Here is a 12,483-nt window from a genome sequence, read left to right as displayed (position 1 = left end):
GAGTTATTAGTTTTAAACTTTAACGTCCCATCCAACCACCGTCGACAGTCAGGATGGTTCCATGTACATAATTAGAAGCCTTCGATGCCAGGAAAACAACCGGACCTTTAAAGTCTTCCGTCTCACCCCAGCGGGCCGCAGGTATCCTGCTTAGTATTGATCTACTCCTCTCCTCATCGTTTCTCAGATCTTCAGTGTTATCCGTCGATATATAACCAGGCGCTATTCCGTTCACGTTGATTCCTTTAGAAGCCCATTCATTCGAAAATGCTTTAATCAAACTGCCGATAGCACCCTTGCTAGCAGCATACCCCGGAACATTGATACCGCCTTGAAACGTCAGCAGAGAAGCGGTAAAAATAATCTTGCCGGATCCATTCTCAATCATTCTTCCCCCGATCTCACGGCTGATTAAAAACTGGCTGTTCAGATTAATCTCAATCACCTTATCCCAAAACTCGTCGGAGTGTTCAGCTGCCGGCTGCCTCAGAATAGTCCCGGCATTGTTAACAAGGATATCTATCACCTCATTTTCAGCAAGCACTTTCCTCGAAAAATCCTTCACTGAAGTGCGATTACTGAAGTCACACTGATATGCTTTAAAATTTCTTCCTAACGCACGTACAGCATTCTCCGTTTCACTTCCCGTAAGTTCTAGCGTAGCCGAAACCCCAATAATATCCGCCCCCGCTTCTGCAAGCGCCTCAGCCATGGCTTTTCCAATGCCACGATTGCACCCCGTTACCAGAGCAACTTTGCCCGATAAATCAAATAAAGAATTATTGCCCATTACTTTTTAAGATAAAATGTGCTGCAAAACTACTGTTTATACACAAATTAACTAATGCCTTCCTTGCTTATTTGAAATATGGCCAGATGCATGCAAATAAACACATTTTTGAAGAGCATAAATTCCGTGGAGGACCAAAAAACACCGGGGATGACTAAGATCATTTTTTCGATGACATTTATTTACAAACTTGCAATACTTCAAAGAATAATCATTTCACATATAATTAAATAATAATGTCCATTTCTTTATTTGACCTCACAGGAAAAAGAGCCCTGGTAACCGGAGCGACACATGGCTTAGGTATGTCAATGGCTGCCGGTCTTGCAAACGCAGGTGCTCAACTAATCATCAATGATATTTCACAAGAAAAGCTGGATCAGGCTATTGAAGAGTATAACAAAATGGGCATCGATGCCAAAGGATATCTTTTCGACGTAACGGATGAAGCCGCTGTAATAGCTAACGTAGCAAAAATTGAAGAAGAGGTAGGTCCCATTGATATCCTGATTAATAACGCAGGTATCATAAAGCGAATTCCGGTAATAGACATGGAAGTAGCTGATTGGGAACAAGTATTGAAAATAGACCTTACTGGTCCGTTTATCATGGCAAAACACATTGGCCGCCAGATGATCGAACGCCGCGCAGGTAAGATCATCAATATGTGCTCCATGATGAGTGAGGTCGGAAGAAATACAGTAAGTGCTTATGCCGCAGCAAAAGGCGGACTAAAAATGCTAACGAAGAATCTGGCGACCGAATGGGCACCTTTCAATATACAGGTGAATGGAATTGGACCCGGCTATTTCGCTACTTCTCAAACCGCGCCTATCCGTGTAGATGGACACCCTTTTAATGATTTTATCATCAGTCGTACCCCGGCCGCTCGCTGGGGAGAAACAGATGACTTGCAAGGAGCTGCAATATTCCTGTCATCCAAAGCATCAGACTTTGTCAATGGACATATCCTGTATGTAGACGGTGGAATACTTGCCTCTTTAGGAAAAGCCGCAAACGAGTAAGTTAACGTTGGGCATCTTCCCTTATCAAAGGCCGGCATTTCATGCTGGCCTTCTTTATTTCTCAGGAAGCCAGCCGTCAAATATTTTCGTTAACTCATAATCTGCAGCCTGTAGGTCTGTCAACTGATGAGACCACTTTACGCGCTTTCCAGGTCTGAAACCAGGACCGGTATTCCTATATTCTGCGTAGTATGCTGTTGTCTCATTTGACTCTTTCCCCCAGTTATTCCATCCATCGGGATGAATGATATTGCCCATTTCACATCTGATAAAAACAGTTTTTGCGTATGGTCGCCATGGACGGCCCAGATAAAAACTGCCTGAACCCCCATCTCCCGTTATCCGGCAATTTTTAAAAACATAACCATACGAAGTGCTGTCATGTGTAGAAGCAGCAGTAATGTAACCACCCTTTTTACAGAAGATCTCACAATTCTCAAATACAGCAGTGGAGGAACCAAATATGAAGTCTACAGTCCCTTCAATATAGCAGTCCTTGTAATATTGCCTGCTTTTATACCCGTACGTATAGAGTGTATCCTGAAAACCCAAAAACCGGCAATTTTTAAACTGAACTTTGTCTCCTGCAACCCAAACGGCTACGGCCTGACCAACAGGCCCTGACGAATTTTGAAACGTAATATTTTCGGCACCAAACTCATCTCCATAGACATAGAAACTGGATGAGCCTGAGGTACCCATATCTTCTCCAAATACATTCTTTTTGGCATTATAGTCATCGTATGTCAAAATCGTCTTTTCAACGCTTTCACCAATAAGCTTTACCCTCGCTTTTGAACCTGCAAGAACAAGTTTCTCCTTATACACACCGTTCTTGATATAGATGACCGTGATATTCTTTCGAAAATCCGGGACAGCGTTGATCGCTTGCTGAACGGTCTTAAAATCTCCGGTACCATCGGCAGCAACAACGAAATCGACCTTTTCCTGTCCGGTTACCACACTGATAAGGCACACCAACAAACTGATTGTCAGTAAAAAACTTTTCATCCCCATGAGCTACTTGCTTTTGACAGTGATATGATCAGCTAACCCTAACTTCAAAGAACGGATTTCGGCAAGCACCAATTGAGCCATCTTTCTTGCTCCAAATTCGTTAAAATGCGTATCGTCTTCACTACCGTTAGGGTAATTGGGGTGCTCGCCGGGCATGAGGTGATTATATAGAAATTTGGATTTTTCAGGACCCATTTCAATTAATAAAGCCTGACTTCTCTTATCCAGATCGATTAAAGGAACCTTAGTCTCTCTGGAAACTTGTCTAACGATTTCGGAGTAAACGCGATGTGTGTCCTCCAGCTTTCCAGCAGGATCAAATTTCCTTCTCGCTACGGCCGTTATCAGAACCGGATTGGCTTTCTTGCTTCTTGCGTCTTTCACAAACCGGATAAGGTTAGTCCTGAACTCCGCCTCTGTTGTTGCGTTCTTTTTGGTTTGAATCTCGTCATTGTGTCCAAACTGGATCATGACATAGTCCCCCTCTCTCAAACTGTCCATCACAGAAGACCATCTGTCTTCCTTTAAGAACGACTTTGTGCTACGCCCGTTTTGCGCACGATTATCCACACGCACCTCCGGCTTAAAGAAAAATGCAAACGGCATGCCCCAGCCCGCTTCAGGATATGCCTTTATTTGCTTTTGGGACATGGTGGAGTCCCCAACGAGATATACCGTTATACCCTTATCCGCAGGTAATGTAAACGACATAAATACAACAGTGAACAATAGCCACTTCAACTTCTGAATTTTTCCGATCATCTCTAATAAAAATCTTGTTTTACTAAACTATTTAAATAAACCTCAATATTGCTAAAGTCCCCGCACACTTTTAACTCATTCCCATCTTGTGCATTCCGTGCATCCAATCCATTCTCCATTTCCCATTTATCAGGCATTCCATCCCCGTCAGAGTCTTTCTGTGCTTCAGATGACCTCAACTCAGGCCAGCCGCCAACCTCCGCTTGCGAGTCGATAATGCCGACGTTCCTCTTTCCGACCTTTGACCGGCCTGACCTCATTCCTTCAATGAGGCGGCTATCAACAGCATCCCGTCTGAGTGATGAACCGCTATACTGCAGTACCGCCATATAAGCTTCCTGGGCGCTGACGTCTTTCAGCTCAATAGTTTTGAAAGGTGTAAGAGCTCTTGCAGCGTCCGGACTATCGCACTGCACCCCTCCTAGCCAGTTATCCTTAGAAATCCGAATATTACTTTCGATCATGTTTCCCGCCACATAGAACTTTCCATAAGGAACCGATGGATTTAGAAGCCTCTCTAGTCTGCTTCTAGGCGTCGCAGGACCTGGCTTATAGTAATTATTTACTACGTTATATTTACCCTTTTCTCCACCATATATATTGTTGATTTCCCAGTTAAAAATAACGTTATTGCGAAAATCAACCAGTTCATCCTCCGAATTGAGAGTGGATGATGAACCACTGAATCGGGGCATTCGGCTGTGATGGCTGGCAATAAGATTGTGATGAAATGTAGCACCCTTGCCTCCCCAGATCCCACCGTACCCATGCTGCCCCTTCTCATGTACAGAAGAATTTAAACTCTCTGAAACAATGCACCATTGAAGAGTAAAGTCGCTATTGCCGTAAAACGAAGCACACTCATCCGTGCCCCAGCTTATCGAGCAATGGTCCACTATTACATTCCTTACCCCTTTGGTTCCACCCAGGGCATCACCTTGCACCGACTTTTCATCTCCCATCCGGAAACGGAGGTAACGAACAATCACATTATTCGCTTTTATAGAAAAGGGGTAGTTCTTTATACAAATTCCATCTCCGGGTGCCGACTGACCTGCAATGGTGAGATCTCCATTATTAATATCAAGTGGGCTATCCAAAGAGATCGTTCCGGAAATTTCGAAGACAATTATCCTGGGGCCTTTTGCCTGAATCGCCTTTCTTAATGAACCTTCTCCAGAGTCATTCAGATTGGTTACCTTCATAATCTTACCACCCCGCCCGCCGCTTGTAAACTTTCCATAGCCTTCCGCACCTGGGAACGCCAAAGCTTGGCCAAAACAACTTTCTGTATAGAAAATCGCAGCACAAACTAAGAAGAGAATGGGCACTATAGATTTTTTCATAATTCCGGTTCACTGTTACCGCTCAGAATAAGCTACTTTAAACAGGTTGTTATATATTATTGGTATCGAGCCGCAATATAACAACAGCCCTACTTAATAAGCAGATTTTGCGGCCTTATTTTTGTGCAATCGTTCCCGAACACGATAACAAACTCCAAACCTGCCTTTCCTATCATATTTGTTTCATCTCGAAGGAACTCATTATATTAAGTATCTTAGCCGTATAATATCATTGTCCTAAATCAGGTAAAAAATGAGATTTAATACAGTAACAATTAAGGACATAGCCAAAGCGCTGGGCCTTTCAACATCAACCGTTTCACGGGCACTGCGCGGAGGTTATGAGATAAGTGAGGAAACAAAGAAGACTGTAACCGAATATGCGGAGAAAATTAATTACCGTCCCAATCCTATCGCACTTAGCCTGAAAGAACGCCGAAGCTATTCCATAGGAATCGTTGTATGTGAAATCGCCAATAATTTTTTCTCTCAGGCGATAAATGGAATGGAATCTGTCGCATATACAGCGGGATATAATGTAACAATTACCCAGAGTCACGAACGATTCGATCGTGAAGTACTGAACGTTGAACACCTGGCTTCACGCTCGGTTGACGGCTTATTAATTTCCCTCTCCTCGGAGAGTGCCGACGTTTCCTATCTGAAAGACCTGCATAAAAAGGGCCTGCCTATTGTCCTTTTCGATCGGGTAACTTCTGAAATTGACACCCATAAAGTGATCGCCGACAATTTTAAAGGGGCTTATGACGCTACAGACTATCTCATTAAATTAGGGCATAAACGAATCGCGCATTTTACGAGTTCGGCACACCTGTCGGTTACCGGAGAAAGGCTTGAGGGATACAAAGCTGCATTGCGGGATCATGGTATCCCTTTCAATGAAGACTTTGTAAAGTTCTGCGGTCATGGTGGAATTAATCAGGAAGAAATAGATGACGCTACCAAAGAACTGTTGGCGCTCAATGAAAGACCCGATGCCATATTCATTGCGCAGGATAAGTTAAGCACTGGTTGCCTCCATGCCATAAAGAAAATAGCTCCAGATTACTTCACAGGAATTAAGATAGCGGGTTTTACCAATTCCAATGTCGTCGATCTGTTTAATCCGCCAATCACAGCTGTCAGACAGCCGGCCTTCGAAATGGGGCAAGCCGCCATGGAGTTACTCATTCACTTGATTGAAAGTAAAATGCCCGTTACCGAATTTGAGACGAGGATTCTGCAAACTCAATTAATTGTAAACAACTCAAAATATTAAAAAGGCCGTACAGCCTGTTCATCGATTATTTAAGGCTATTAGTCTAATTAATTTTAAATGCTAGAAAAGATAGTGTTGATTTGATTCAAGTATTAGAAACATGAAAACCAAATCAAACGCTATCTCGCCATTTATTATGTTATTGGTCCCAGCTCTTATCGCCATGCTGGTTACCCTTGGTCAAACCGTAGAAAGCCGTAACGAAGAAGCCAATACCTTTAGCTTCCTCAGCGTACCTGCCTTCAAAGGGCTGCTTAACGGGAGTGTGAATTGCCGACTGTGGTAGAACCTAAAGATCAATGCTTTGGTGCTGTTCTGGAATCGCCACGTTCTTGAATCCGACATCCCTTAACTTACCAGCAAATATCCGCTGTACGTCATCCTCTCCATGCACGAGAAAGATTCGCTTCACCTGTGTTGGATCCTGACATGATAAAAACTTAAGCAAATCATCACTGTCACCATGGGCACTCATGGATCTGATTACGCGAACTTCAGATCTGACGTCGTACTCGTCACCGAAAATCTCTACAACCTTCTTACCGGCCGTCAGCTGCCCGCCCAGCGACCTCGGTTCACAATATCCCACCAGCAGGATGGTGTTCCGATCGTTTGAGATGCTGTTTCTGATATGGTGCTTAACCCTGCCAGCCTCTGCCATTCCCGATGAGGATATAATCACACAGGGGCGGGGATCCTCATTCAGTGCTATTGATTCCTCTACTGAATGTATAAATTTTAAGCCCTTGAATTGGAATACGTCGTCGTCATACTTTAAAATCTGTTGCACCCTGTTGTTATAAACATCTGTATGCTCCTTCAGAACCATCGTCGCTTTTTCGGATAACGGACTGTCCACGTAGAACGGCACATCGGGTAGAATCCCCTTCAACTCAAGTGCGTTTAACGCAAATAACAGCTCTTGGGTTCTACCCACACTAAACGCCGGGATGATAACCTTCCCATTTTTAAGTATGCAAGTCTGGTGGATGATCTCCTGCAGCTGACGCTCAATTGGTTCGAGATCCTTGTGATAGGAGTCCCCGTATGTCGATTCAAGAATAATATAATCAGCCTGACGAAAGGTTTGCGGACTCTTGAGCAGCATATCCCCATATCTTCCGACATCACCGCTAAAAGTCAGTCGGGTGTACTTCCCGTCCTCCAGTAAGGACAGATGCACTGCCGCGCTTCCCACAATATGTCCGGCATCAGTAAAACATAGGGTAATACGAGGATCTATCTCGAAGTCCTCGTTATAGTCAACGATCTTAAAGAGTCGCATTGCCTCGACAACATCATCTTCAGTATAAAGAGGCTTTATGGGTGCCTGCCCCCGCTTTTCCCTCCTTCGATTCATATACGCTGCATCACTCTGCTGAATGCCTGCTGAGTCGTTCAACAAAACCCTCGCCAGATCCATAGTTGGAGCGGTTGAAAAGATGGTCCCTTTGAAACCTTCGGCTACCATACGTGGAATCAATCCACAATGGTCGATATGTGCATGTGATAAGATCAGGTAATCAACCTTAGCAGGATGAAATCCAAAATGCCCGTTCAGTTCCTCTGTATCTTCGCCAAGACCCTGAAACATTCCGCAGTCCAGCAAGATCTGTGTCCCGTTTTTTAATTGTATAAGATGCTTGCTACCTGTAACAGTGCCAGCTCCACCGTGAAAAGTTACCGTCATGTATGTGATCTAAAATTTCACAGACAACAAGACACGAAAACATATGTTCTGTAAACCCCGAAATAAAAAAGCCCAGTGCTTTCGCAACTGGGCCTTTCTCACAATATCTCCTTGCCTCGTGGCACAAAAATAATTAATTAATTTCTTCTTCTTTAAAAAACTTAGCGTTATAAAAATCGCGACGCATTCTATTGATGTTTGTTAAAGAAATTTCCTTCGGACATTCTATTTCACACGCTCCTGTATTGGTACAGTTTCCAAAACCTTCCTCGTCCATCTGCGCTACCATTGCCTGAACACGACGGTAACGTTCCGGCTGACCTTGCGGTAATAATGCAAGCTGTGAAATTTTTGCTGATACAAACAAAGATGCCGATGCATTCTTACATGCAGCCACACAAGCACCGCACTGAATACATGTAGCGGAATTGAACGCTTCGTCAGCTATAACCTTTGGAATTGCAATTTCATTCGCATCCGGAACACCTCCCGTATTTACCGAAACATATCCTCCAGCCTGCTGAATGCGATCAAATGCAGATCTGTCTACCGCGAGGTCTTTAATCACAGGAAACGCCGTAGCTCTCCAAGGCTCGATCGTGATCGTTTCACCATCATGGAAGCTACGCATATGCAGCTGACAAGTCGTGATCGCACGCTTAGGACCATGTGGCCGCCCATTGATATACAGGGAGCACATTCCGCAAATACCTTCACGACAATCATGATCGAAGTGAATAGGATCTTCTTTCTTTTTTACCAAACGCTCGTTTACAACATCGAGCATTTCTAGAAATGACATATCCGGTGATATATCATCTGCTTTATATGTTACAAATTTCCCCTTCTCTGTAGCATTTTTCTGTCTCCAGACCTTAAGGGTTAAATTCATGTTTCCACTCATGGCTTCTCTAGATTTCTTTTAAACTATTTATAACTACGTTGGGTCAACTTCACATTCTCAAATACCAGTTCCTCTTTATGCAGCTCAGAGGCGACATTATCGCCCTTAAACTCCCAGGCAGCTACATATGCAAAGTTCTCATCGTCACGTTTTGCCTCTCCTTCTTCAGTCTGGCTTTCTTCTCTGAAATGTCCACCACAAGACTCTTTGCGATTTAAAGCATCATCAACCATAAGTTCACCCAGCTCTATAAAGTCCGCAACGCGTCCCGCTTTTTCCAAAGACATGTTCATCTCTTCGTTTTCTCCAAGCACGATAGCGTTTTTCCAGAAGTCAGCCTTCAATTCCTGAATCAGGGCTTTTGCTTTCTTAAGTCCTTCCTCGTTACGCGCCATTCCACAGTACTCCCACATGATTAAACCTAAATCTCTGTGATACTCGTCAAGCGTCTTTGTTCCTTTCATAGACAGGAAAGTATTGATCTGATCTTCAACATTCTTCTTCGCCTCTGCGAAAGCAGGATGTGAAGTATCAACCGGAGCAGGTCCGGTCGAAGCCAGGTAATCTCCCAAAGTATAAGGAATCACGAAATACCCGTCAGCCAAGCCCTGCATCAATGCGGATGCACCCAACCTGTTGGCGCCGTGATCAGAGAAATTACACTCACCCAAAGCATATAGCCCCGGTATAGTAGTCATCAGATTATAGTCCACCCATAGTCCACCCATTGTATAGTGTACAGCAGGATAAATACGCATCGGCATCTCGTAAGGATTCTCATTAGTGATCTGGTAGTACATATCAAAGAGGTTACCATACTTAGCCTCTACTGCACTTTTACCCAGTCGGTTTATTGCATCTCCAAAATCCAGATAAACGGATTTACCGGTTGTACCTACTCCGCGACCATCATCACATGCTTCTTTCGCATTACGGGAAGCCACATCTCTTGGAACAAGGTTACCAAAAGAAGGATATTTTCTTTCCAGGAAGTAATCACGATCATCTTCCTTGATATCTTGCGGTTTAAGCTGTCCTTTGCGAACGCGTTCTGCCATCTCCTGCGTCTTCGGTACCCATACACGACCATCGTTCCGGAGTGACTCAGACATCAGTGTCAGTTTCGACTGATGATCTCCGGTTACCGGAATACAAGTAGGATGGATTTGAGTATAGCACGGATTCGCGAAAAGTGCACCCTTCTTGTATGCTCTCCAGATCGCTGTGGTATTACTACCCATGGCATTGGTTGAAAGGTAAAATACGTTACCATATCCACCTGTACAAAGAAGCACCGCATGACCTGCAAAGGACTCGATTTTCCCTGTTAACAAATCCCGGGTGATAATCCCCTTTGCTTTGCCGTCCACAGTAACCAGATCAAGCATTTCATGACGGTTATACATTTCAACCTTTCCCGCATTGATTTGACGGTTTAAAGCTGAAAACGCACCGAGTAATAATTGTTGTCCGGTTTGTCCCCTCGCATAGAAAGTACGCGACACCTGCGCACCCCCAAATGAACGGTTATCAAGTAAACCACCGTATTCACGTGCGAAAGGCACTCCCTGTGCCACACACTGATCGATAATATTCACCGACTCTTCAGCTAAACGATGAACGTTTGCTTCACGTGCCCGGTAGTCACCACCTTTTATTGTATCGTAGAACAAACGGTATACACTATCACCGTCATTCTGATAATTCTTGGCAGCATTGATACCACCCTGTGCAGCAATAGAGTGCGCACGTCTCGGGCTATCCTGAAAGCAAAATGCCTTCACGTTATATCCAAGTTCCGCTAATGTAGCTGCAGCTGACGCACCCGCCAGACCTGAACCTACAACAATAACAGTATATTTTCTCTTATTGGCCGGGTTAACCAGCTTAAGGTTGAATTTATGTTTGGTCCACTTTTCAGCTAACGGACCCTGAGGAATTTTTGAATCTAATACCATTTCAAAATTATATTTTATCCCTTTAGGGAAGGATTCATCTTAGTGAGCGAAATACATGTAAATCGGCATTAAAGCAAACACCGCGGGAATGATTATACTAAATACCCACAGACCAACGAAATCGATGATCGGCTTGTACTTTACATGATCGAATCCAAGAGTCTGGAAACCGCTTTGAAATCCATGATACAAATGAAAACCCAGGACGATCATAGAAATGACATACAGTATCACATACCATTCTTGTTGAAAGGCTTGCTGAACAACAAAATAAAGATCTTTAGCTACCACCACTTCCGTCTGGTTCTGCACATCGACGAACTTCGTGTGCACTAAAGGGTTTCCATCAAATGGAAGCTGCGTTACACGAACAACCTCTGGATTTTGCAGGCTCATTTCATATTGCACATAGGGAAGGCCGCCCCAATGGTACTCCGCCCAGAATGTTTTCATGTGGATAACAATAAACACAAGAATCACTGTCCCCAATATTCCCATATTGCGTGAGCTCCAGGTACTGTTAGCCGCGCCGTTAACCTGGGCATATCCAACAGGCCTCGCTTTGTTATTACGCATGGTTATAATAACAGCGTACACTGCGTGAAGTATGATTGATAGATACAACGCATACGATACTATTTTGATTGGCAGAAAATGAGTCATAAAGTACGAATACTCATTAAACGCTTTTCCTCCATCATCATTAAAAAGCTGGAGATTACCAATAAGATGGATGACGAGAAACAGGCTAAGAAATAAACCTGTCAATCCCATTATTAACTTCTTCCCCAGGGTAGAGGAGAAACCTTTACTTAAACTGCCCATTTCCTTTCTTGAATTTTATGTAGAAGTGCAAAAGTATTTAATACTAAGACAATAATATAACGTATTTCGTTAATAAACGGCTTATTTACCTAATTTAGAACCAATCTAAGCGTTAAGATGAAGTACCTTACTCCCTAATACTCCAAAGATATCTACAGACTCCGCCGCCTGCAGACAGTACTTACCCGTAAACCTCGCGAAAGCAGGCAGGATAGCTTGATTTTTCTTGAAATAGAAACAGGAGAGAACTGTTGATTGCCGTCCAGCCCCCCGAAGTTTTACCGCAGGATGGATATGTCCACTTATGCAATAGAACTCTCCCTGACAGTCTTCTGCCCGGGGTTCATGAGTGAATTTAAATGGCCCCATCACAAGCTCATCATGCACCTTAAAGCCGGCGTTGGTATAATAGTCGCGATGAAGGATGTCGTGGTTACCTTTAACGAGTATCATTTCCACTCCGGGAAACAACTCACACCAAAGAACCAACCAGTTCCAGTCATCATTATGCTCACTGTGAAACAGGTCGCCTAAGAAAATGATTCGCCTTGGCTGATATTGCTCAATAAGATCCGAGAGAACCGACAGCTCTTCCTGTTCGAGCAACTTGGGAATGGCTATTCCGGCTTTCCTGAAATGTCCAACTTTACCGATATGCAGATCGGAGACGATGAGTATCTGTTGTTCTGCCCAAAATATTGCCTTTTCCGGAAGAAGTAAGAGACGCTCACCTTGCAACTCCCACTCCACTACTCTCTCTCCCATGTCCAAAAATACGAAAATGCCAGGATCTAACGCACAAAAAAGCCCGGTAGTACTGAAACTACCGGGCTGATTTAAGATTTGGCACCGACCTACTCTCCCACATGTTACTGCAGTACCATCGG

12 protein-coding genes are annotated in these 12,483 nt (G+C 43.8%); 3 read left to right on the top strand and 9 right to left on the bottom strand.

Annotated features, from left to right (window positions below):
• Nucleotides 1-19 precede the first annotated feature (19 nt).
• Nucleotides 20-790 carry an SDR family NAD(P)-dependent oxidoreductase gene (locus B0I27_RS02945; RefSeq protein WP_106291287.1) on the bottom strand — a complete coding sequence of 257 codons (771 nt, stop codon included), beginning with the start codon at nucleotides 788-790 and terminating at the stop codon, nucleotides 20-22.
• 236 nt (nucleotides 791-1,026) lie between these two features.
• Between B0I27_RS02945 and B0I27_RS02940 the strand changes: the two genes are divergently transcribed.
• Complete coding sequence (locus B0I27_RS02940) at nucleotides 1,027-1,815, top strand: gluconate 5-dehydrogenase (protein WP_106291285.1); 789 nt, start codon at nucleotides 1,027-1,029, stop codon at nucleotides 1,813-1,815.
• A gap of 54 nt (nucleotides 1,816-1,869) precedes the next feature.
• Here B0I27_RS02940 and B0I27_RS02935 read toward each other — a convergent pair whose 3' ends face one another.
• Genes B0I27_RS02935 through B0I27_RS02925 form a run of 3 tightly spaced genes read right to left on the bottom strand, consistent with a single transcriptional unit; the run spans nucleotide 1,870 to nucleotide 4,940 of the window.
• Nucleotides 1,870-2,826 (bottom strand): pectinesterase family protein, encoded by a 957-nt coding sequence (locus B0I27_RS02935; RefSeq protein ID WP_106292061.1) that lies wholly within the window; start codon nucleotides 2,824-2,826, stop codon nucleotides 1,870-1,872.
• A gap of 9 nt (nucleotides 2,827-2,835) precedes the next feature.
• Complete coding sequence (locus tag B0I27_RS02930) at nucleotides 2,836-3,594, bottom strand: rhamnogalacturonan acetylesterase (protein WP_106291283.1); 759 nt, start codon at nucleotides 3,592-3,594, stop codon at nucleotides 2,836-2,838.
• A 2-nt stretch (nucleotides 3,595-3,596) separates the two neighbouring features.
• A complete protein-coding gene (locus tag B0I27_RS02925) occupies nucleotides 3,597-4,940 on the bottom strand; it encodes a pectate lyase family protein (RefSeq protein ID WP_219904980.1) in 1,344 nt (447 codons plus the stop codon).
• Between the two features lie 253 nt (nucleotides 4,941-5,193).
• Here B0I27_RS02925 and B0I27_RS02920 point away from each other — a divergent pair, with 253 nt between their 5' ends.
• Together B0I27_RS02920 and B0I27_RS02915 are read left to right on the top strand one after the other, a co-directional pair.
• Nucleotides 5,194-6,219: a LacI family DNA-binding transcriptional regulator gene (locus B0I27_RS02920; protein WP_106291281.1), complete on the top strand. Its 1,026-nt coding sequence runs from the start codon at nucleotides 5,194-5,196 to the stop codon at nucleotides 6,217-6,219.
• A gap of 100 nt (nucleotides 6,220-6,319) precedes the next feature.
• Nucleotides 6,320-6,505 (top strand): hypothetical protein, encoded by a 186-nt coding sequence (locus B0I27_RS02915; RefSeq protein WP_106291279.1) that lies wholly within the window; start codon nucleotides 6,320-6,322, stop codon nucleotides 6,503-6,505.
• 3 nt (nucleotides 6,506-6,508) lie between these two features.
• Here B0I27_RS02915 and B0I27_RS02910 read toward each other — a convergent pair whose 3' ends face one another.
• The 5 genes from B0I27_RS02910 to pdeM form a co-directional block, all read right to left on the bottom strand.
• Complete coding sequence (locus B0I27_RS02910) at nucleotides 6,509-7,909, bottom strand: MBL fold metallo-hydrolase RNA specificity domain-containing protein (RefSeq protein WP_106291277.1); 1,401 nt, start codon at nucleotides 7,907-7,909, stop codon at nucleotides 6,509-6,511.
• A 133-nt stretch (nucleotides 7,910-8,042) separates the two neighbouring features.
• Entirely contained in the window at nucleotides 8,043-8,813 is a 771-nt protein-coding gene (locus tag B0I27_RS02905; RefSeq protein ID WP_106291275.1) for a succinate dehydrogenase/fumarate reductase iron-sulfur subunit, read from the bottom strand.
• A gap of 23 nt (nucleotides 8,814-8,836) precedes the next feature.
• Nucleotides 8,837-10,771 carry a fumarate reductase/succinate dehydrogenase flavoprotein subunit gene (locus B0I27_RS02900; RefSeq protein ID WP_106291273.1) on the bottom strand — a complete coding sequence of 645 codons (1,935 nt, stop codon included), beginning with the start codon at nucleotides 10,769-10,771 and terminating at the stop codon, nucleotides 8,837-8,839.
• Between the two features lie 39 nt (nucleotides 10,772-10,810).
• The gene (locus B0I27_RS02895) at nucleotides 10,811-11,596 is read right to left on the bottom strand and encodes a succinate dehydrogenase cytochrome b subunit (protein WP_106291271.1); all 786 of its coding nucleotides are present in this window, start codon (nucleotides 11,594-11,596) and stop codon (nucleotides 10,811-10,813) included.
• Between the two features lie 105 nt (nucleotides 11,597-11,701).
• The coding region (gene pdeM, locus B0I27_RS02890) for a ligase-associated DNA damage response endonuclease PdeM (protein WP_245925418.1) at nucleotides 11,702-12,483 on the bottom strand (782 nt) is incomplete at its 5' end.

It is taken from the genome of Arcticibacter pallidicorallinus (genome assembly GCF_003002875.1).
Classification (GTDB): domain Bacteria; phylum Bacteroidota; class Bacteroidia; order Sphingobacteriales; family Sphingobacteriaceae; genus Arcticibacter; species Arcticibacter pallidicorallinus.
Note: the sequence above shows the minus strand (reverse complement) of the source record. Positions and strands in the feature narration are given on the sequence as shown.

Coding starts and splice junctions, on each gene's coding strand:
- B0I27_RS02945 (WP_106291287.1), bottom strand. CDS start 790: ATGGGCAATAATTCTTTATTTGATTTATCGGGCAAAGTTGCTCTGGTA.
- B0I27_RS02940 (WP_106291285.1), top strand. CDS start 1,027: ATGTCCATTTCTTTATTTGACCTCACAGGAAAAAGAGCCCTGGTAACC.
- B0I27_RS02935 (WP_106292061.1), bottom strand. CDS start 2,826: ATGAAAAGTTTTTTACTGACAATCAGTTTGTTGGTGTGCCTTATCAGT.
- B0I27_RS02930 (WP_106291283.1), bottom strand. CDS start 3,594: ATGATCGGAAAAATTCAGAAGTTGAAGTGGCTATTGTTCACTGTTGTA.
- B0I27_RS02925 (WP_219904980.1), bottom strand. CDS start 4,940: ATGAAAAAATCTATAGTGCCCATTCTCTTCTTAGTTTGTGCTGCGATT.
- B0I27_RS02920 (WP_106291281.1), top strand. CDS start 5,194: ATGAGATTTAATACAGTAACAATTAAGGACATAGCCAAAGCGCTGGGC.
- B0I27_RS02915 (WP_106291279.1), top strand. CDS start 6,320: ATGAAAACCAAATCAAACGCTATCTCGCCATTTATTATGTTATTGGTC.
- B0I27_RS02910 (WP_106291277.1), bottom strand. CDS start 7,909: ATGACGGTAACTTTTCACGGTGGAGCTGGCACTGTTACAGGTAGCAAG.
- B0I27_RS02905 (WP_106291275.1), bottom strand. CDS start 8,813: ATGAGTGGAAACATGAATTTAACCCTTAAGGTCTGGAGACAGAAAAAT.
- B0I27_RS02900 (WP_106291273.1), bottom strand. CDS start 10,771: ATGGTATTAGATTCAAAAATTCCTCAGGGTCCGTTAGCTGAAAAGTGG.
- B0I27_RS02895 (WP_106291271.1), bottom strand. CDS start 11,596: ATGGGCAGTTTAAGTAAAGGTTTCTCCTCTACCCTGGGGAAGAAGTTA.